Origin of the sequence: Spirillospora sp. NPDC052242 (assembly GCF_040679555.1) — a bacterium.
GTDB lineage: Bacteria > Actinomycetota > Actinomycetes > Streptosporangiales > Streptosporangiaceae > Spirillospora.
Genome location: NZ_JBFAUZ010000011.1, coordinates 46,170 through 66,250, shown reverse-complemented (window position 1 = coordinate 66,250; position 20,081 = coordinate 46,170). Strand labels below are relative to the sequence as shown.

The following is a 20,081-nucleotide window of genomic DNA, read 5'->3' as shown; positions in this document are numbered from 1 at the left end:
GGAAAGACGGCACCGCCGGTTGATCTGCGACACGGCCTCCGCTTCCTAACTTCCTTGTCAGTGCTTCACCCCCACTGACCAGGAAGGACGCCCCTCCATGCGCTGGGTTCGCAGATCCGCGGCCGCCCTCACGGTGCTCACCGCGGCGGGCTCGACCGTCGCCGCGACGAGCGCGCCCGGCCCGTACGCCGCGCCCTCCCCCGTCCCGGCGCTGTCCGCCGCGACGCTGGACGACCGGTTCGCCGCGACCGCCCGCGACATCGCCGCCGCCCGCGCGACGGCCGTCCGGACCGGCGACGAGGACCGGGCCCGCACGCTGACGGCGTTCCTCGCCCCCGGGCGCCGCTTCCTGGCCTTCGACCCGCGCGGGGACGGGCGCGCCGTCGAGGTCTTCGGGGACCTGCGCGGCGCCGACCGGATCGCGGTCGTCGTGCCGGGCGCGGACAACGCGCTCGCCAACTTCGACTCGGTCAAGTTCGCGGGCGGCGGCGCCCGCGCCCTGTACCGGCGGACGGCCGCCGAGGCGCCGTCCGCGCGGGTCGCCGTGGTCGCCTGGCTCGGCTACCGCGCCCCCGCGACGCTCGGCCCGGACGTCCTGAGCGGCGACCGCGCCGAGTCGGGCGCGCGGCGGCTCGAGGGGTTCCTCGGCGGGCTGGCCCGGGTGAACGGGAAGGCCCGCTTCGCCCTGTTCTGCCACAGCTACGGGTCGGTGGTGTGCGGCGCGGCCGCCCCCGGCCTGGGCGGGGTCCCGGTGGACGACATCGCGCTGTTCGGCAGCCCCGGGACGACCGCCCGCCGCGCCGCGGACCTGCGGACGTCCGCGACCGTCTGGGCGGGCCGCTCGTCCGGCGACTGGATCCGGTTCGTCCCGCACGTGCGCTTCGCCGGGTTCGGCTTCGGGCCCGACCCGGTCTCCCCGGGGTTCGGCGCCGTCCGGTTCGACGCCGGGACCGGCCCCCACAGCGGCTACCTCAAGCCCGGGTCGGCCGCGCTCCGCAACCTCGCCCTCATCGCGCTCGGCCACGACTCGGAGGTCGCCCGTGCTTGACACCGCCCGCCCCGCGCCCCCGGCCGGACCGGCGCCCCCGGCCCCCGGGCGCGACCACGCGATCGACGCGCTGCGCGCGTTCGCGATCTTCGGCGTCGTCCTGGGGCACTGGCTGGTCACCGCGTTCGTCGGGCACGGCACCGACCTGCACGTCACCAGCCCGCTGAAGGCCATGCCGGAGTTCGCGCCCGTCACCTGGGCGCTGCAGACGCTCGCGCTGTTCTTCCTCGTCGGCGGGTACGCGGCGGCGAAGGGCCTGCGGCCGGACGAGCCGTGGGGCCGCCGGTTCGCGCACCGGCTCGGGCGGCTCGCGCGCCCGCTGCCGCTCCTGTTCGCCGCCTGGGTCCCGGTCGCCGCGGCGCTGGCGTGGGCCGGGTTCGACGGCGCGACGCTGTCGACGCTGGTCGAGCTGGTGCTCAGCCCGCTGTGGTTCCTCGTCGTGTTCGTCGCGCTGACCGCGCTGACCCCGATGGTCGCGGCCCTCTGGGACCGGCTCGGCGCCCGGGGCGCGATCCTGCTCGTCGCCGCCACCGCGCTGATCGACGCCGGACGGTTCGCGCTCGGGGCGCCCGAATGGATCGGCTGGTTCACCGTCCCGACCGGCTGGCTCCTGCCGTTCTACCTCGGCGTCGGCTGGGCGCGCGGCGGGCTGCGCTCCCGCCGGACGGCCGTCGCGCTGCTGGCCGGCGGCGCCGCCGCGACCGCCGCGCTCGTCGCGTTCGCGGGCTACCCGGCGAGCATGGTCGGGGTGCCGGGCGCCGACGTCTCCAACCTCAGCCCGCCGACGCTCGCCGCCGTCGCGTTCGGCCTCGCGCAGACCGGCCTCGCGCTGCTGCTGCACGGGCCGCTGACCCGCTGGACGCGACGGCCCCGCGTGCGGTCGGCGGTGTCCGCCGCGAACCGTCCCGCCATGACGGTCTACCTGTGGCACCAGACCGCGCTGATGGCCGTCACGGTCGCGGCCGCCCTCGCGTTCGGCGCGGCCGGGGGCCTGCACACCCGCCCGGACGACGCCGCCTGGATCGTCCACCGGGTCGCGTGGCTGCCGGTCTTCGCGGCCGTCCTCGCCGGGCTCGCGGCCCTGGTGCACCGGTTCGAGAAGCCGCGGCGGCGGTGAGGCCGCCCGCGTGGTTCCGGACGGGTCATCGGCGGCGGGGTGGCACTCTGGGAAGGTGACCACCGTGAACGACCCCGACGCCGAGACCGATTCCGCCCATACGGATTCCGCCCGGACAGATTCCGCCGAGGCCGACTCCGCGAAGGTCCGCGAGCAGACGACCCAGCGCCTGGAGAAGGCCATGGGCACGTTCGGGACCGCCGCGCTCGCCAGCATGGAGCGCAAGCTCCCCTGGTTCCGGCGGATGCCGCCCGACCAGCGCTCCTGGATCGGGCTCGTCGCCCAGGCCGGCATCGCGGCGTTCGTGGAGTGGTTCAAGAACGACGAGCAGTCCCGCCCGGCCATCGCCGGCGAGGTGTTCGGCACCGCGCCCCGCGAGCTGATGCGCTCCATCAAGCTGCACCACACCATCGACATGATCCGCGTGATCATCGACGTGGTGGAGACGCGGCTGGACGAGCTGGCCGCGCCCGGCGGGGAGCAGCAGCTCCGCGAGGCCATCCTGCGCTACACGCGGGACGTGGCGTTCGGCGCGGCGCAGGTGTACGCGCGGGCCGCCGAGACCCGCGCCGCCTGGGACGCCCGCCTGGAGGCGCTCGTGGTCAACGCGGTGATGCGCGGCGAGGTCGACGACGGCATGCACTCGTGGGCGGCGGCGCTCGGCTGGACGTCCAAGCCCGTCACCGTCATCGCGGGGTTCACGCCGGAGGACGAGGAACCCGAGGTCACGATCGACCAGATGCAGCTCGCCGCGCGCCGCGCGCGCGCCGACGTCCTCGCGGGCGTCCAGGGGCACCGCGTCATCGTCATCGTCGGCGGCGACACCGACCCCCTCGAGGCGGCGCGGCCGATCGCGGCCAAGTGCGGCCCCGGCCCGGTCGTCGTCGGCCCGCAGGTCGGCGACCTGTACGAGTCGACGGCGTCCGCGCAGGCCGCCGTCGCCGGGCTCCGCGCCGCCGCGGGCTGGCCGGACGCGCCGCGTCCCGTCCTGGCCGTCGAACTGCTGCCCGAACGGGCGCTGGACGGCGACGACGACGCCCGCCGCTACCTCGTCGACTCCGTCTACAACCCGATGCTGGCCGCCGGCGCCCCGCTGCTCGACACGCTCACGACCTACCTGGAGCAGGGCTCGTCGCTGGAGGCCACGGCGCGGATGCTGTTCGTCCACCCCAACACGGTCCGGTACCGGCTGCGGCGGGTCACCGAGCTGACCGGGCTCGCGCCGACGGACGGCCGCAACGCGTTCACGCTCCGGATCGCGCTCGTCCTCGGGCGGTTCGCCAACCGCCCGAACCGGGTGAGCCGGGCGTGAACGGCACGCGCTCTCCGGAAGTGAGCGGCGCGCGGCGCCGCGCAAGTGATCTGGACAACGACCGGCCCCGCCGCTTGTAGGGGTCTTACAAAGCCCCACGAGGAAAGTTCGTACTCATCCGCATCGGCACCCGGGACCCCTTACGGGCAGGCTTGTCGCTGTGATTCTCGTCGCCTCGCCCGGCCAGGGCGCTCAGACCCCCGGCTTCCTAGAGCCATGGCTAGAGATCCCCGGCGTCGCCGACCGGCTCGGCTGGTGGTCGGCCGTCACCGGGCTCGACCTGGTCCGGTACGGGACGACCGCCGACGCCGAGGAGATCCGCGACACCGCCGTGGCGCAGCCGCTGCTGGTCGCCGCCGCACTGGCCGCCTACGAGGTGCTGTTCGAGAACGACGTGCGCAGGCCGGACGCGGTGGCCGGGCACAGCGTCGGGGAGCTGGCCGCCGCCGCGATCGCCGGGGTGCTGACCCCCGAGGCCGCGCTGGTGCTCGTCCGGGAGCGGGGCCGCGCGATGGCCGAGGCCGCCGCCGTCACCGAGACCGGCATGACGGCCGTGCTCGGCGGCGACGCCGACGAGGTCCTCGCCGCGATCGACAAGCACGGGCTCACCCCCGCCAACGTCAACGGCGCCGGCCAGATCGTGGCCGCCGGGACCGTCGAGCGGCTCGCCGAGTTCGCCGAGGAGCCGCCCGCGAAGGCCCGGCTCCGGCCGCTGTCGGTCGCCGGCGCCTTCCACACCGAGCACATGGCGCCCGCCGTCGACACGCTCCGCCGCCTCGCCCGCGGCGTGCCCGTCGCCGACCCCGCGCCGCGGCTGCTGCAGAACCGCGACGGCGCCTTCGTCGACTCCGGCCGCGAGTTCGTCGACCGGCTCGTCGAGCAGGTCAGCGCGCCCGTCCGCTGGGACGCCTGCATGGACGGCATGCGCGAGATCGGCGTCACCGCGATCATCGAGCTGCCGCCCGCCGGGACGCTCACCGGGCTCGCCAAACGCGAGCTCAAGGGCGTCGAGCTGGTCGCCCTGAAGACGCCCGCGGACCTCGACAAGGCCCGCGAGGTCATCGCGGCGCACGCGAACGGACGCACGGCATGAGCGCCGGGCTCCGCATCCCCGAGGTGGCCGCGGGCGCGCGCATCCTCGCGTTCGGCGACTACCGGCCCGCCCGCGTCGTCACCAACGACGAGCTCGCGCAGACCGTCGACACCGACGACGCCTGGATCCGCAGCCGCGTCGGCATCGCCGAGCGCCGCATCGCCGCCGACGACGAGGGCATCGTCGAACTCGGCGTCCACGCGGGCGGCAAGGCGCTCGCCAACAGCGGCCTCGCGCCGACCGACATCGACCTGGTCATCCTCGCGACCTGCTCGGCGGAGTCGCCGATGCCGAGCCACGCGGCCGCCGTCGCGCACCGCCTCGGCATCGACGCGCCCGGCGCGTTCGACCTGAACGCCGCGTGCGCCGGGTTCTGCTACGCGCTCGGCACCGCCAGCGCCGCCGTCCGGGCCGGGAGCGCCCGCAACGTGCTCGTCATCGGCTCCGAGAAGATGTCGCAGTGGCTCGACTGGACCGACCGGTCGACGTGCATCATCTTCGCGGACGGCGCCGGCGCGGCGGTCGTCACCGGCAGCGACGAGCCCGGCATCGGCCCGGTCGTGTGGGGCAGCGCCGGCGAGGGCTTCGACAAGATCATCATTCCGGACCGGCACTCGTTCATCCGGCAGGAGGGCCAGGCGGTCTTCCGCTGGGCGACGACCGCCATCGCGCCCGTCGCGCTGGAGGCGTGCGAGCGCGCCGGCGTCGCCCCCGAGGACCTCGCGGCGATCGTCCCGCACCAGGCCAACCTGCGGATCATCGAGGCGATCGCCCGCAAGGTGAAGGCCGTCAACGCCGTCGTGGCCGACGACATCGTCCACTCCGGCAACACCTCGGGAGCCTCCATCCCGCTGGCCATGTCCCGGATGATCGAACGCGGCGACGTGCCGTCCGGCGCCCCCGCCCTGCTGGTCGGGTTCGGCGCGGGACTGTCCTACGCTGCCCAAGTCATCCAGATCCCGTAGGCCGCGGCGCCCGCGCCGCGTCCCGGAAAACCCACTGAAGGAAGAGAGCGAAACCATGGCAGTCGCCACCGAAGCCGAGATCCTCGAGGGCCTCGCCAAGATCATCGACGACATCGTCGGCATCGACAAGGCCGAGGTGACGCCCGAGAAGAACTTCATCGACGACCTCGACATCGACTCGCTGTCGATGGTAGAGATCGCCGTGGCCGCGCAGGACGAGTTCGGCGTCGAGATCCCCGACGACGAGCTGCGCAACCTCAAGACGGTCCAGGACGTCATCAACTTCGTCCAGAAGCTCAAGGCCTGACGACGCGGGGAAGGCGCGCCGCCGCCCCGGACGGCGCGCCCGAACCCACCCCCCTCAGCCGGCAAGGAGAACCGACATGAGCAAGAGCCAGACCAGGGTCGTGGTGACCGGTCTCGGTGCAACGACTCCTCTCGGCGGCGACATGCCGTCGACCTGGTCCGCCCTGCTCGCCGGAGAGTCCGGGGTCCGCAAGCTGGACTGGGACAACATCGACGACGTGCCGGTGAAGTTCGCGGCGACGCTGAAGGTCGACCCGTCCGAGGTCATCCCCCGGCAGACCCTGCGCCGTCTCGACCGCAGCCAGGCGATCGCGCTGATCGCCGCGCGGGAGGCGTGGGGCGACGCCGGGTTCGCGCCGCCGACCGGCGGCAAGCCCCAGAAGGGCATGGAGAAGGCCGGCGTCGACGGCGGTTTCACCGTGGACGGCGAGCGCCTCGGCGTCGTGCTGTCCAGCGGCATCGGCGGCCTGCACACCGCCCTCAACAGCTACGACGTCTTCCGGGAGAAGGGCTGGTCGCGGGTCTCGCCCTTCACCGTCCCGATGCTGATGCCGAACGGCGCGTCCGGGCACGTCGGCATCGAGTTCGGCGCGATGGCCGGCTCGCACGCGCTGGTCAGCGCCTGCGCGTCCAGCGGCGAGGCCGTCGGCTACGCCATCGACATGATCCGCGCGGGCCGCGCGGACGTGGTGATCTGCGGCGGCACCGAGTCCTGCATCCACCCGCTGCAGATGGCGTCGTTCGGCGCCATGCGGGCGATGTCGACCCGCAACGACGAGCCGGAGCGCGCGTCCCGTCCCTACGACAAGAACCGCGACGGGTTCGTCCTCGGCGAGGGCGCCGCGGTGATGATCTTCGAGTCGGAGGAGCACGCCCGCGCCCGCGGCGCGAACGTCCTCGGGTACGCCGCCGGCTGCGGCTACTCGGGTGACGCCTACGACATCGTGCTGCCCGACCCGAGCGGGGCCGGGCAGGCCAAGGCCATGCAGCGGGCGCTCAAGGACGCCGGGCTGGAGCCCGCGGACATCGTGCACATCAACGCGCACGCCACGTCCACCCCGGCCGGGGACGTCGCCGAACTCGCCTCCATCAAGGCGGGCCTCGGCGAGGACGCCGCCCGCGGCGCCGTCATCACCGCGACCAAGTCCATGACCGGGCACCTGCTCGGCGGCGCCGGCGCACTGGAGTCGATCTTCACGCTCCTCGCGCTGAAGGAGGGCCTCGTGCCCGCCGTCGCCAACCTGGAGGACATGGACGACGAGGTCGACCTGGACATCGTGCGCGACGAGCCGCGCAAGCTCCCGGACGGCCCGGCCGCCGCGCTCAACAACTCGTTCGGCTTCGGCGGCCACAACGTGTCGGTCGCCTTCCAGCGCGCCGTCTGACCGCCCGCGGCGTCCGCGGCGGCGACCCGCCGACCCGCACCGCGCGACCCGGCCCGGCGCCCCACCAGGGGCCCGGGCCGTTCGCATGCCCCGCGACGGCATCTCCTGGGCGATATGTCCGAACAACCGAGCGCGTGCCCCGCCCGTCGACGGGGCCAGGCGCCGGGAGCAGGGTTGCCCGGGAGCGGCGCCTCCAACGCGCACGCGCCGCGCCGGGGCGTCGCGTCCGAGTGTCGGCGCACGAGCGCGCCGCGCCACCGCGGTTGCGGCGGCGCGGCGCGGAACGCGGGATCCGGGTCCGGTGGGGCGTGCTCGTTGCGGGGCGGGCACGCTCCGGCGGACGACCGGCGGACGGGCCGGGCGCCGGTCAGACGGCGGCGTGCAGCCAGCGCACGGGGGCGCCGTCGCCGGCGCGGCGGAACGGCTCGAGCTCGTTGTCCCACGGCGTGCCGAGCAGGCGCTCGAGCTCGTGCTCCAGATTGGCCTTGCCGACGGCGGCGTTGGCCATGATCGAGCGGAGCCGGTCCTCGGGGACCATGATGTCGCCGCTCGCGCCGATCACGCCGGTGAAGACCCCGAGCGACGGGGTGAAGCTGTAGCGGACGCCGTCGGTGCCCGGAGTGGGATCCTCGGTGACCTCGAAGCGCACCAGTTTCCAGCTCCGCAGCGCCGACGTGATGCCGGCGGCCGTCCCAGGCTTGCCCTCCCAATGCAGTTCGGCGCGCAGCGTCCCCGGCGCGGCCGCCTGATCAGCCCATTCAAGGGAAACGGGCACGCCGAGGACACCTGCGGCGGCCCACTCGATGTGCGGGCTCAGCGCAGGTGGCGCGGAGTGGACGTAGAAAACGCCACGTGCGGTCACCGGACCTCCTGGATCTGTACCGAGGCTCGTCTTCCCCTACGGCCTCGTACGTCCCAGGTCGGCGTCCGCGTCCCTCATTGTGCATCATCGGCACGGGTCGCACCACCGCGAGTTCGCTGTTTGTCGAACACTTGACCACGCCATGCACACCGTTGATCGTCCACGGTGAGCGCCTCGCGCGGTTCGCCACTACACACGGTCACCGCTGCGGCACCATGTGTGCGGAAGCGACCGACGGGAGGCGAGGACGGATGTTCGATCAGCAGGCGGTCCTGGAGAGGGTGCTGGCGCGGCATCGGGACGCGGTGGTGGTGGAGCCGGTGCCGGGACGTCCCGCGCTGGTCCGCCGCGACCAGCTCCTGGTCGCCGGGCACGACGCCGCCGCGGCGGAGGACCGGGTGCGGCGCTGGTGCGACGCGCGGGAGGACGGCCCGGGGGTGGCGCGGCTGCGGCTGCGGGCGCGGCCGGACGTGTGCGAGCTGGCGGCGGAGCTGGGCGGGGACGGGCCGCACCGCCGGCTCGCGGTGGCGCCGAACCACCTGGTGCACGGGCAGCCGATGTGGTGGAGCGGGCCCGCGGACCGGCCGCGTCCGGCGGGCCCGGTCCCGGCGCCGCGGCCCGCCGCGGACGCGTGCCGGGACGTGACCGTCGCGATCCTCGACACGGGGCTGGCGGCGCACCCGTGGTTCGAGGGCGCGGACTGGTTCCGGGAGCGGCGCCCGGAGGACGCGGACGTCCTGGACGCCGACCTCGATCGCGAACCGGACGCCCAGGCGGGGCACGGGACGTTCGTCGCGGGCGTCGTCCTGCGGCACGCGCCGACGGCGCGGCTGCTGGCGCGCCGGGTGCTCGGCGGGGACGGCGTGGGCGACGAGCTGGGCGTGATCCGCGCGCTGGCGCGGCTCGCGGAGCGGGACCACGCGGACGTGGTGAACCTGTCGCTCGGCTGCCACACCTACGACGACCGCCCGTCGCCGGTGCTGTCCCGGGCGATCGCCGCGCTGGGCCGCCGGACGGTCGTGGTGGCGTGCGCGGGGAACGCGGCGGACGACCGGCCGTTCTGGCCCGCCGCGCTCAAGTCGGTGATCGGGGTCGCCGCGCTGGACGGGGACGACCGGGCCTGGTTCTCCAACTACGGCTGGTGGGTGGACGCCGCCGCGCCGGGGGTGGACGTGGCGAGCAGCTTCGTCCGGTACGACGGGCCGCGGCCGCCCGCGGACGGCACCGATCCCGACCGGTTCGACGGGTTCGCGACGTGGAGCGGGACGTCGTTCGCGACGCCGATGGTCGCGGGGCTGATCGCGGGCCTGGCGGCGGCCGAGGGGCTCGGCGCGGTCGCCGCCGCGGACAGGATCCTCGATCAAACGGTTCGTCCTACCCACCCGGACCTCGGAGTAATCATCAGGTCTTGACTACGGCACGATGGCGAAAAGGTAACTCTGGGTACTTGAGGTTGTTCGGAACGTAAAGTTGTCGGTCCGCGGGGGGCTCGGAGGGAGTTCTCATTAGCCCGGCATAACGGTTTCGCACGCGTCGGCATGGACGACGACGCACTGCTGGCGCGGGCCCGCGACGGTGACGGCGCCGCGTGGGCCCGGCTGGTGGACGAGCACAGCCCGCTGCTGTGGGCGGTCGCCCGCTCGCACGGTCTGCACGACGCCGACTCCGGCGACGTCGTCCAGACCACGTGGCTGCGGCTCGTGGAGAGCATCGACACGGTGCGGGACGCCGGGGCGGTCCGGGTGTGGCTGGTGACGACCGCGCGGCGCGAGAGCCTGCGGGTCGTGCGCCTGCGCGGCCGGGCGCTGCCGGTGGCGCGCCCCGCCGAACCCTCCGCGGCGGGGGCCGGGGCCGTGGGGCCGTCCGCGGAACCGGCCCCGGACCGGGTCGTGCTGGACCGCGACCGGCTGGGCCGGGTCGGCACGGCGCTGCAGGAGCTGCCCCTGCGCTGCCGCACGCTGCTGCGGCTCTACGCGCTGGCCCCCACGTACAAGGAGCTGGCGGCGGCGCTCGGCATCCCGCTCGGCAGCGTCGGCCCCACCCGGGCGCGCTGCCTGGACACGCTGCGGAGGCTCCTGCGGTGAACGACGACGAGCTGATGGCGGGCGTCCGGGACGCCTTCACCGTGCTCGATCCGGTGCCGGGGGACGTCCTGGCGGCCGGCCGCGCGGCGCTGGCGTGGCGGCTGCCGGCGGCGACGCTGGCGGGCCTGACGCTGGAGCGCACGGTGGGCGCGGCGCGCGGGACGCGCGGCGGGACGGTGCGCACGCTGACGTTCACCTGCCCGGACGCGACGGTCGAGGTGGAGGTCGCGGAGGCGGGCCGGTTCCGGGAGCTCACCGGGCGGATCGTCCCGGCGGCGGCCGCGTCCGTCGCGGTGCGGCACCGGGACCTGCCGCCGGACCCGGCGGGCGCGCGGGTGGAGCCGGGCGGGCTGTTCTGCCTGCCGGAGGTCCCGGCGGGCCTGGTGAGCCTGGTGTTCCGCCTCGACGGCGGCGCGTCCGTCGTGACGAGCTGGGCGCACGTGTGACCGAGGCCGACGACCTGCTGCGGCTCGTCGCGGCGGACCCAGCCGCCGCGCACGCGCGGGCGCTGGCCCGGGCCGGGGGACGCACGGGCGGCGCGGCCGTCGCCGCGCTGCGGGCCGCCGGGCTCGCGGCGAAGGAGCTGGGCCGGCTGGCGGAGGGCCTCGACCTCCTCGGGCGGGCGCTGGAGATCGCGGAGGCGTCCCCGGACGGCGGGTACGCGGCGGCCCAGGTGCGGATGAGCCTCGTCGGCCTGCTCTCCGCGAGCGGCGACCTGGCGGGCGCGCTCGCACAGGCGGCGCGCGCGGAGGGCGTCCTGACGGGGCCGGACGCGGCGCGGCTGGCGGCCAACACGGCGTGCGCGCTGGCGCGGGCGGGCCGTCTCCGCGAGGCGCAGGACGCGGCGGCGCGCGCGCTGCCCGTGCTGCGGCGGGGCCACGATCCCGCGGCGCTGAACGGGCTGCTGACCAACCTGGGGCTCGCGCGGGCGCTGCAAGGCGAGTTCGCCGCGGCGGAGGCGGCGCTCACCGAGGCGGTCGACGTGGCGCGGGCCGCCGGGTTGCCGCACCAGACGGCGATGTCCACGGGCAACCTGGCGTTCGTGGTGTCCAGGCGTGGGGACGTCCCGCGCGCGCTTCGGCTCTATGCGGAGGCCGAACCGCATCTGTCCGGGGAACGCTCGGCGCAGTGCCGGTTCGACCAGGCGGAGACGCTGATCTCCGCCGGGCTGCCGCGCGAGGCGCGTCCCGTCCTGGAGGCCGCGCTGGCGTCGGCCGCCGACCACGGCTACCGGTGCGACACCGCCGACGGGCTGCTGCTGCTCGCGCACGCCGAACTGGACGACGGCGAGCCGGAGCGGGCCGTCCGCACGGCCGAGCGCGCGCGGGCGGCGTTCGCCGAGCAGGAGCGCACGGGGTGGATGCTGCTCGCCGAGCACCTGCTGCTGCGGGCGCGCTGGGCGGCCGGGGAGCGCTCGGCGGTGCTGCTGGGCACCGCCGCCGCGACCGCCGACCGGCTGGCGCGCGGCGGGTGGGCCGACGCCGCCGCCGACGCGCGGCTCGTCGCCGCGCGGGTCGCGCTCGCCCTCGGGCGTCCCGCCGGGCACCTGCTGGCGCCGCCGGCCCGTGCCCGGGGGTCGCTGTCCGCCCGGATCACCGCCTGGCACGCCACGGCGCTGGAGCGCGCCGAGCACGCCGACCGGCCGGGCGCCGTCGCCGCCGTCCGGGCGGGGCTGCGGGTGATCGAGGAGCACGCGGACGCGCTCGGCGCCCTGGACCTGCGGGCCCGCGCCGCCGGGCCCGCCGCCGAGCTGGCCGGGCTCGGGCTCGTGCTCGCCCGGTCGGCGCGGGAGCTGCTCGCCGTCGAGGAGCGGCGGCGGGCGATCGCGCGCCCGGTGCGGGTACGCCCGCCCGCCGACCCCGAACGGGCCGCGGCCCTCACCGAACTGCGCGTCCGCAGCGGGGAGCACACCGCCGCGACCGCGCGGGGCGTTCCGGCGCCGCACCCGGCCGAGCTGGCCGCGCTGGAAGCGGCCGTCAGCGCCCGGACCCGGCGCCGCTCCCCCACCGCGCCGGTGTCCGGGTCCCGGGCCGCGCCGTCCGGGCGGACGCCGGGCGCCACCGAGATCGCGGCGGCGCTGGGCGAACGGGCGCTGGTGGAGCTGATCGCCGTCGGCGCGGAGCTGCACGCGGTGACGATCGCGGCCGGGCGCCCCCGGCGGCACCCGCTGGGGCGCGCGGACGGCGTCCGCCACGACGTCCGGGTGCTGCACCTCGCGGCGCGCCGCCTCGCCGCCGGCGACGACCCGGGCGCGGCCGAGGCGCTCGCGAGCGCCGCCGGACGGCTCGACCGGCTCCTGCTGGCCCCGCTGCGGGCCGTCCTCGGCGACCGCGACCTCGTGCTGGCCCCGGCCGGTCCGCTCCACGGGATCCCCTGGTCCGCGCTGCCGTCGCTGGCCGGGCGCCCGGTCACGGTCGTCCCGTCCGCGCGCGCCTGGCTCCGGGCCCGCACCGCCGCCGCGCCGCGCACCGGTGGGCACGTCCTGCTCGCCGCCGGGCCGGGACTGGAGCACGCCGAGCGGGAGGTCGCGACCCTGCGGCGGCTCTACCCGGACGCGCGCGTCCTCCACGGGCCGAGGGCGCGCGCGGAGGCCGTGCGGGACGCCCTGGACGGCGCGTCCCTCGCGCACCTCGCGGCCCACGGCGAGTTCCGCGAGGGCAACGCGCTGTTCTCCCGGCTGCGGCTGGCGGACGGTCCGCTGTTCGTCCACGACCTCGACGAGCTGGCCGCGCCGCCGCACGTGATCGTGGTGTCCGCGTGCGACATCGGACGCGGCGACGAGGGCGACGCCGTGCTCGGCATGGCGGGCGTCCTGCTCGCCCTCGGCACCGCGACCGTGATCGCCAGCGTCACGCCCGTCCGGGACGCGGCCGCCCCGGCGTTCATGGCCGCCTTCCACGCCGGCCTCGCCGCGGGGCTGCCGCCCGCGCGCGCCCTCGCCGCCGCCCCGCGCACCCCGGGCGTCACCGGGTTCGTCTGCATGGGCGGCGGCTGAAGGGGCCGCCCATGGTCGAAGGGCCGCGACCGCAGGGCCGCGAGCACAGGGCCGCGACCGCAGGGCCGCGACCGGAGAGCCCGCGAGCGCCCCATATCGAAGCCGTCGGCGGACGGGGTCGCCCCCGCCGCCCCGGTGCGGGCCGGCGGCGTCTCGGCGTCGAGCCCGCCGCCACCGGGCGGAAGACGGGCCCCGACCGGGCGCGAGGCCGGTCGGGGCGGTCGCGTGCGGCGTCAGCCGGGGCCGGTCGCGACCGGGTTGGCGGGGTCGGCCACCCAGTTCGACCAGGAGCCGACGTAGAGGGCGGCGGGGATGCCCGCGAGGTTCAGCGCGAGGATCTCGTGGGCGGCCGTCACCCCGGACCCGCAGTAGGCGCCGACGTCGGCGGCGTCGGTCGCGCCGAGCTGGCCGAACCGCTCGCGCAGCAGCCCCGGCGGCAGGAACCGTCCGTCGACGCCGACGTTCCCGGACGTCGGCGCGCTGCGGGCGCCCGGGATGTGCCCGGCGACCGGGTCGACCGGCTCCTGCTCGCCCCGGTAGCGCTCGGCGCTGCGCGCGTCGAGCAGCACCCCGCCGCGCGCGAGCTCCGCCGCGCCCTCGGCGTCCAGCACGGGCAGCCGTCCCGGGGTCGCCAGGAAGTCCCCCGGCTTGACGTCGGGCTCCTCGGTGGACACCGGGTGCCCCGCCTCCGTCCAGGCCCGGTAGCCGCCGTCCAGAACCCGCACCCGGTCGTGGCCGAAGTAGCGGAGCGACCACCAGACGCGCGCCGCGGCCGTCGAGTCGGCGTCGTCGTACACCACGACGAGGCGGTCCGGGGAGACCCCGGCGCGCCGCATCGCCGCCTCGAAGTCCCCGGCGGCCGGCAGCGGGTGCCGCCCGGCCCGGCCCGGCGGCCCGGTCACCTCCCCGTCCAGGTCGACGAAGACCGCGCCGGGCAGATGGCCCTCGCGGTAGGACTCGATCCCCGGGGGGCCGGCCAGCCGCCACCGCGCGTCCAGCAGCACCACGGGGGCCCGCCGCCTGATCAGCCGGTCCAGCGCGGGCACGTCGATGAGTGGGTGCACACCGCCAGTCTGAACGCCGTCGCCCGGGTTGGGGAGAGGTGGATCCTGGTTCGTCACAGTCATCCAGGCTACGCAGTTCGTCCGGTCATGTCGGCCCGGACACGGTGAGCATCGGCACCAGCCGCTCCGCCGCGATCATCGAGCCGTGCATGCCGACCATGCGCTCCAGCCACGGCTCCCGCTCGGACGCGACGATGGCCAGACCCCCGTGCGGGACCGCGACCACGTCCCCGATCCGCTCGGCCATCCCGGGCGCCACCGGGCCGAACCAACCGTCCGCGACCGCCTCCTCGCGCGGCACCACCCACGCGCGGTCGCCCACGACCGCCCGCCACGCCGCGAGGACGTCGTCGCGCGCCCCGGGCTCGGCGTACACGTAGCGGCAGCGCGCGTCCCCGCCGAGCAGCGCGACGCCCTCCAGCAGTTCGGGCGTCCGGTCGGCGTCCAGCCGCTCCCCCGGGTCGACCATCCCGTGGTCGGACGTCACGCACAGCAGCGCCCCGGGGGGCAGCACGCTCGCGATCCGCTCGGCGAGCAGATCGACGAACCGCAGCTGGAACCGCCACTCCGCCGACCCCACGCCGCGGCGGTGCCCGGTCGCGTCCAGGTCGGCGTGGTAGACGGTCACGTACGCGCGGTCGCCCTCCCGCAGCGCCGCCTCCGCGCGGCCGACGAGCTCGCCCAGGGCGTCCGCGGGAAGGTACTCGGCGCCGCGCGACGTGGCACGGCTCAGCGGGGTGCGCCGCAGGTTCCACAACCCGATGTACCGGACGGCGACGCCGTCGGCGGCGGCCCGCTCGTACACGGTCGGCACCGGCTGGAACTCGCCCGGGTCGACCCCGGCGTCGTCGCTCCAGCGCAGCAGGTTCAGCAGCCCGCCCGCCTCCGGCACCGCGACCTGCAGGCCGAGCAGCCCGTGCCCGCCCGGCGGCAGGCCCGTGCCGAGCGACGCGATGCTGGTCACCGTCGTCGCCGGCAGCCCGGCGTCGATCGCCCGGCCGCCCAGCGAGGTGAGGAACGGCGCCTCTTCCGGGTGGGCGCGCAGCTGCTCCCAGCCGAGCCCGTCGACCAGCAGGACGCAGACGCGCGCGGCGGGCGGCAGCCCCAGCACGTTCACCGCCCCGGGGACGCCCAGCGCGGCCAGCGCCGACGGCGTCACGTCCGCGAGGGTTCCCGTCCCGTAGCGCGGGACGGGCGGCGGCGGGGCGCTCACCGCGCGGTCGCGGCGGACAGCGCCTCCGCGAACGCCAGCACGTGGCCGACGGCGTCCGCGCCGTCCGCGGCCTCGCTCACCCGCAGCGACAGGTCGTCGGCCGTGACGCTGCCGGTGTAGCCGTGGTCGGCCTCGCAGTTCTCGTCGCCGCAGGTCGCGGGCTCGAGGTCGATGTGGGCGATGGCGCCCCACCCGATCGTCAGGACGACCTCGGTGGGCGGCACGCCCGGCACGTAGGCCGCGGGGTCGGGGACGACCCGCGTCACCGCCACGGACTGGACGCGGTCCAGCTTGACGGCCTCGGTGGTCGTGGAGGCGTGCGGCCGGGGCATGCCCTCGCCCGGGGGGTGCTCGTCGGTGTGGCACACCAGCAGCCGGCTCGCGGACAGGACCAGCACGGTCACATGCCGGCGCACCTCCATCGCCGGGTCGAACGTCGCCTCGTGGTGCACCACGTAGGCGGTGACCGGCTCGTCACCGATGGCCGACTCGACCGCGTCCGCGACCAGGGCCGGGTAGTAACCGCTGCGCTCGATGGCCGTGCGCAGCCCGTTGGCGGTCGCTCGCGTTTCCCTCATGGCCCCATCCTGCCTTGTTCGGGCCCGGACGTGCACACGACCGGGCCCGGTGGCGCCCCGCCGCCGCGCCCTGGGCCGCACCCGGCGTCCGCCCATGCGGTCATCGCCGTCCGTCCGGGGTACGAAACGGACATGAACGACAAGGATCCACTGCCGGGCCCGCCGCCGGTGCCGCCGCCCACGCCCGACCCGGCGCCGCCGCCGCAGCCGCCCGTCCCGCCCGAGCCGCCGCCGGGCCCGTCCCCGGGTCCCCCGCCGCGGCCGCCGGGCCCCGTCCCGCCGGGTCCCGCACCCGACCCCGTCCCGCCCGGCCCGCCGCCGGAGCCGACACCGCCGGGTCCCGCGCCCGATCCGAGCCCGCCCGTGCCGGACCCCGATCCGGTTCCGCCGGGTCCCGAGCCCGGCCCCGCGCCCGAACCGGGCCCCGCCACCCCCGGCTGACCGCCCGGCCCCGAGCCCGCAGCCCCGGCCGTCCGAGGGCGACCGGACGGGCGGACGGTCAGGCGATCGGGTCGGTGTCCGGGCCGCGGAGGCGGCGCGGGCCCAGTTCCGGACGGGGGCCCAGCGGACGTTCGAGGCGGAGCGCGACCTCGCGGACGGCGGCGCCCGAACCGTCCGCGACGACCGGGTTCAGCTCCAGCCGGGCCACCTCGGGCAGGTCGAAGCCGAGCCGCGACACCCGCATGACCAGCTCCTCGAGGGCCGACACGCGCACGGGTTCGGCGCCGCGGTGGCCGAGCAGGAGCGGGGCCGTCCGGATCGCGCGGATCAGCTCGGCGGCGTCCACGTCCGACAGCGGGCCGAGGCGGTAGGCGCGGTCGTCCAGCAGCGCGGCCGTCTCGTCGGCGAGGCCGAAGGAGACCACGGCGCCGAACGACGGGTCCTCCATGGTGACGATGCGCGTCGGGACCCCGGCGCGGGCGTCGTCCCGGTCGACCTCGATCCCGTAGCAGGCGAGCAGCTCGGCGGCCTGCGCGGGCGTCGCGTGGACGGGCGCGCCGGAGTCGAGCCAGCCCTCGACGAGCGTCCGGGCGCGGCGGCGGTCGGCGTCCTCGAACTCGGGCATGTTCCCGGCCGGGCGGCGCTGCCACTGGGCGTATCTGATCACGTAGGCGAGGGCCCGGACGGCGTCCTCGGGCGCGGGGTACGACGGCACCGAGCCCTCGGCGGGCGACCCGTCCGGCGCCGTGATCCGCAGGTCGGCGGGCATGCCCTCGGAGCCGAGGTACGTCGCCACGACCGGTTTGGGGCTGGCCGCGGCGAGCCGGAGGATCTTCTCGGGGACGCGCAGGTCGTAGCCGCCGATCGTCGGCGGGGTGAACAGCGCGACGACCGCGTCGACCGCGTCGTCCTCGAGCGCGGCGGCGAGTCCCGCCTCGTAGTCGTCGGCGTCGGCGCGCGGGCCCAGGTCGATGCGCGGCCGGACCTGGAGGCCGAGCGCCGTCGCCGCGTCCTGCGCCAGCAGGCCGAGCGAGTCGGAGTTGTCGATGATCGCGATGCGGTCGCCCGCGGGCAGCGGCTGGTAGGCCAGCAGCTGCGCGACGTCGAACAGCTCGGACAGGTCCTCCACCCGGATGACGCCCGCCTGCTCGAACAGCGCGCTGACCGCGTGGTCGGGCAGCGTGAGCGCGCGCGCGGCGTGCCCGATCGGGACGCCCTGGGTGCTGCGCCCGCTCTTCACCGCGACGATCGGCTTGCGGCGGCCGAGCCTGCGCGCCAGCCGCGCGAACTTGCGGGGGTTGCCCAGCGACTCCAGGTAGAGCAGGACCGCCTTCGTGGCCGGGTCCTCCTCCCAGTACTGCATGAGGTCGTTGCCGGAGACGTCCGCCCGGTTCCCTGCGGACACGAACGTGGACAGCCCGAGCCCGCGCTCGGCCGTCCGCTGCAGGATCGCGATGCCCAGCGCGCCCGACTGCGAGAAGAACCCGATCGGGCCCCTGCCGGGCATGGTCGGCGCCAGGGTGGCGTTCAGCCGCACGTCCGGGTCGGTGTTGGCGATCCCTAGGCAGTTGGGCCCGACGACCCGCATCCCGTACGCGCGCGCCATCCGCACGAGCTCCTCCTGGCTCGCGCGCCCCTCCGGCCCCGTCTCGCCGAAACCGGACGACACGACCACCAGCCCCCGGACGCCCTTCGCCGCGCACTGCTCCACGACCTCGTGGACGGCGTCCGCCCGCACGGCCACGACGGCGAGGTCGACGTCGTCCGGGATCTCCAGGACGGACGCGTACGCGCGCACGCCCGCGACCGCCGTGGCCGTCGGGTGCACCGGGTACACGGGGCCGCTGAAGTCGCCCGCCAGCAGGTTCCGCAGGACGGTCTGCCCGACGGTGTGCTCCGCGCGGCTCGCGCCGATCACGGCGACCGACCCCGGGAACAGCAGCCGCTGGATCGACCGGGACTCCGCCCGGTGCTCGCGGGCCGCCATGACCTCCATCGACGTCTCCGTCGGCTCCAGGTCGAGGACGAGCTCGATCACGCCCTCCTCGAACCGCTGCTCCGCCTGGTACCCCGCCTCCCGGAACACGCGGGTCATCCGCCGGTTGTCGGGCAGGACGCTCGCGACGAACCGCCGCACGCCCCGCTCCCGGGCCGCCGCCGCGATGTGCTCCAGCAGCACGTTGCCGATCCCGCGCCCCTGGTGGGCGTCCTCCACGAGGAACGCGACCTCGGCCGTCTCCGGGGCGTCCGCGAGCCGGTCGTACCGGACGACCGCCACCATCTCCTCGCCGATCGTCGCGATCAGCCCGACGCGCCGGTCGTAGTCGACGCCCGTGAAGTGCTCGATCTCCCGGTCCGTCAGGCGGGGACGCGGCGAGAAGAAGCGGTAGTAGATCGACTCCGGGGACAGCCGGGCGTAGAACACCCGCAGGAGCTCGGCGTCGTCGCGCCGGATGGGGCGCAGATGGGCGGTCCCGCCGTCGCTGAGGACGACGTCCGCCTCCCACTGCACCGGATAACCCTCGGTCACGTAACCGAGGGTAAGGCACGCCGCACCGGCGCCCGCGGTGGGGAAAAACACGGCTTCCTCGGTTTCGCTGCGCGTTCGAGACCTAAACGAGGCCCCGGAGCTGTTAACGTCGAGCCCACGCCCAGGATGCCGCTCGCGCGGGCCGTGTTGATCGAGGTGATGACTCCATGACGCGCGTGGTCGTGGTCGGCGATCTGATGACAGACACCGTGGCCCGTGCCGCGTTTCCCCTGGCCAAGGGGAGCGACACGCCTGCCGCCGTGACGACCCACGGAGGCGGTTCGGGCGCCAACGTGGCCGCCTGGCTCGCCGTGGAGGAGGTCGAGGTGGCCTTCGTCGGCCGCCGCGGCTCCGACATCGCGGGCCGCAACCGGGACATGGAGATGATGGGGTACGGCGTCGACGCCCGCCTCGTCATGGACGCCGAACGTCCCACCGGCACCTGTGTGGTGATGGTCACGCACAAGGGCGACCGCACCATGCTGTCGGACCCCGGCGCCAACGGCGCGCTGCTGCCCGAGGACATCGAGCGCTGCGGCGACCTGTTCGTCCAGGGCACCCACCTGCACCTCTCCGGCTACTCGCTGATCAACGAGGGCTCCCGGAAGGCCGCCATCGTCGCGCTGGACATGGCGCGCAAGGCGCAGATGTCGGTCTCGGTCGACGGCGGCTCGTTCTCCCCGCTCAAGCGGATGGGCGCCGAGCCCTTCCTGGAGTGGACGCAGGGCGCCCGGCTGCTGATCGTGAACGCCAAGGAGGCGGAGATCCTCACCGGCCGGGACACGCCCGACCAGGCCGCCAAGGTGCTCACCGCCTGGTACCCCCAGGTCGTGATCAAGGACGGCGCCGACGGCGCCCTCTGGTACACCAACGGCCGCCCCGAGCCGGTCACCGTCGCCGCCGAGCCCGTCGACAAGGTCGTGGACGGCACCGGCGCGGGCGACGCGTTCGTCGCCGGGTTCCTGCCGCCGTGGCTGGACGGCAAGCAGCCCGCCGACGCCCTCACCGCCGGCTGCCGCCTCGCCGCCCGCGCCATGCGGCACCTCGGCGCCCGCCCGACCCTGGACGTCGTCGACAACCAGATCTGA

General features: G+C 76.1%; 18 protein-coding genes. 13 read left to right on the top strand and 5 right to left on the bottom strand.

Features of this window, described 5'->3' with window-relative positions:
- The first annotated feature begins 97 nt into the window (after window positions 1–97).
- The 7 genes from AB0L25_RS11570 to AB0L25_RS11540 all read left to right on the top strand — a co-directional run bounded on the left by AB0L25_RS11570 (window position 98) and on the right by AB0L25_RS11540 (window position 7,226).
- Window positions 98–1,048, top strand: coding sequence for an alpha/beta hydrolase (locus tag AB0L25_RS11570; RefSeq protein ID WP_500171036.1), 951 nt, complete (start codon window positions 98–100; stop codon window positions 1,046–1,048).
- Window positions 1,041–2,165, top strand: coding sequence for an acyltransferase family protein (locus AB0L25_RS11565; RefSeq protein WP_500171034.1), 1,125 nt, complete (start codon window positions 1,041–1,043; stop codon window positions 2,163–2,165). The genes AB0L25_RS11570 and AB0L25_RS11565 overlap by 8 nt, the downstream gene beginning before the upstream one ends.
- A 64-nt stretch (window positions 2,166–2,229) precedes the next feature.
- On the top strand, window positions 2,230–3,477 hold the full coding sequence (locus AB0L25_RS11560; RefSeq protein WP_500171032.1) for a PucR family transcriptional regulator: 1,248 nt from the start codon (window positions 2,230–2,232) through the stop codon (window positions 3,475–3,477).
- 160 nt (window positions 3,478–3,637) lie between these two features.
- Window positions 3,638–4,570 (top strand): ACP S-malonyltransferase, encoded by a 933-nt coding sequence (locus AB0L25_RS11555; RefSeq protein ID WP_500171030.1) that lies wholly within the window; start codon window positions 3,638–3,640, stop codon window positions 4,568–4,570.
- Window positions 4,567–5,535 (top strand): beta-ketoacyl-ACP synthase III, encoded by a 969-nt coding sequence (locus AB0L25_RS11550; RefSeq protein WP_500171028.1) that lies wholly within the window; start codon window positions 4,567–4,569, stop codon window positions 5,533–5,535. The genes AB0L25_RS11555 and AB0L25_RS11550 overlap by 4 nt, the downstream gene beginning before the upstream one ends.
- A 55-nt stretch (window positions 5,536–5,590) precedes the next feature.
- Window positions 5,591–5,842, top strand: coding sequence for an acyl carrier protein (locus AB0L25_RS11545; RefSeq protein ID WP_191328964.1), 252 nt, complete (start codon window positions 5,591–5,593; stop codon window positions 5,840–5,842).
- Window positions 5,843–5,918: 76 nt separating this feature from the next.
- Entirely contained in the window at window positions 5,919–7,226 is a 1,308-nt protein-coding gene (locus AB0L25_RS11540) for a beta-ketoacyl-[acyl-carrier-protein] synthase family protein (RefSeq protein ID WP_500171026.1), read from the top strand.
- Between the two features lie 367 nt (window positions 7,227–7,593).
- Here AB0L25_RS11540 and AB0L25_RS11535 read toward each other — a convergent pair whose 3' ends face one another.
- Window positions 7,594–8,088 carry a DUF3145 domain-containing protein gene (locus AB0L25_RS11535; RefSeq protein WP_500171024.1) on the bottom strand — a complete coding sequence of 165 codons (495 nt, stop codon included), beginning with the start codon at window positions 8,086–8,088 and terminating at the stop codon, window positions 7,594–7,596.
- A gap of 251 nt (window positions 8,089–8,339) precedes the next feature.
- Between AB0L25_RS11535 and AB0L25_RS11530 the strand changes: the two genes are divergently transcribed.
- From AB0L25_RS11530 to AB0L25_RS11515, 4 genes are all read left to right on the top strand, one after another.
- Complete coding sequence (locus AB0L25_RS11530; RefSeq protein WP_500171022.1) at window positions 8,340–9,500, top strand: S8 family peptidase; 1,161 nt, start codon at window positions 8,340–8,342, stop codon at window positions 9,498–9,500.
- Window positions 9,501–9,626: 126 nt separating this feature from the next.
- Entirely contained in the window at window positions 9,627–10,172 is a 546-nt protein-coding gene (locus AB0L25_RS11525) for an RNA polymerase sigma factor (protein WP_500171020.1), read from the top strand.
- A complete protein-coding gene (locus AB0L25_RS11520; RefSeq protein ID WP_500171019.1) occupies window positions 10,169–10,618 on the top strand; it encodes a hypothetical protein in 450 nt (149 codons plus the stop codon). The genes AB0L25_RS11525 and AB0L25_RS11520 overlap by 4 nt, the downstream gene beginning before the upstream one ends.
- Window positions 10,615–13,167 (top strand): CHAT domain-containing protein, encoded by a 2,553-nt coding sequence (locus tag AB0L25_RS11515; RefSeq protein ID WP_500171017.1) that lies wholly within the window; start codon window positions 10,615–10,617, stop codon window positions 13,165–13,167. The genes AB0L25_RS11520 and AB0L25_RS11515 overlap by 4 nt, the downstream gene beginning before the upstream one ends.
- 233 nt (window positions 13,168–13,400) lie before the next feature.
- On the opposite strand, the gene AB0L25_RS11510 is transcribed toward AB0L25_RS11515, so the two are convergent.
- The 3 genes from AB0L25_RS11510 to AB0L25_RS11500 form a co-directional block, all read right to left on the bottom strand.
- A complete protein-coding gene (locus tag AB0L25_RS11510; protein WP_500171015.1) occupies window positions 13,401–14,231 on the bottom strand; it encodes a sulfurtransferase in 831 nt (276 codons plus the stop codon).
- A gap of 85 nt (window positions 14,232–14,316) precedes the next feature.
- Window positions 14,317–15,444, bottom strand: coding sequence for an alkaline phosphatase family protein (locus AB0L25_RS11505; RefSeq protein ID WP_500171013.1), 1,128 nt, complete (start codon window positions 15,442–15,444; stop codon window positions 14,317–14,319).
- Window positions 15,441–16,022 (bottom strand): DUF5998 family protein, encoded by a 582-nt coding sequence (locus tag AB0L25_RS11500; protein WP_500171011.1) that lies wholly within the window; start codon window positions 16,020–16,022, stop codon window positions 15,441–15,443. Before AB0L25_RS11500 ends, AB0L25_RS11505 begins: the two co-directional genes overlap by 4 nt.
- A 132-nt stretch (window positions 16,023–16,154) precedes the next feature.
- On the opposite strand from AB0L25_RS11500, the gene AB0L25_RS11495 reads away from it, so the two are divergent.
- The gene (locus AB0L25_RS11495; protein WP_500171009.1) at window positions 16,155–16,463 is read left to right on the top strand and encodes a hypothetical protein; all 309 of its coding nucleotides are present in this window, start codon (window positions 16,155–16,157) and stop codon (window positions 16,461–16,463) included.
- 58 nt (window positions 16,464–16,521) lie between these two features.
- On the opposite strand, the gene AB0L25_RS11490 is transcribed toward AB0L25_RS11495, so the two are convergent.
- Window positions 16,522–18,993: a bifunctional acetate--CoA ligase family protein/GNAT family N-acetyltransferase gene (locus tag AB0L25_RS11490; RefSeq protein WP_500171007.1), complete on the bottom strand. Its 2,472-nt coding sequence runs from the start codon at window positions 18,991–18,993 to the stop codon at window positions 16,522–16,524.
- Between the two features lie 167 nt (window positions 18,994–19,160).
- Between AB0L25_RS11490 and AB0L25_RS11485 the strand changes: the two genes are divergently transcribed.
- Window positions 19,161–20,081, top strand: coding sequence for a carbohydrate kinase family protein (locus AB0L25_RS11485; RefSeq protein ID WP_500171005.1), 921 nt, complete (start codon window positions 19,161–19,163; stop codon window positions 20,079–20,081).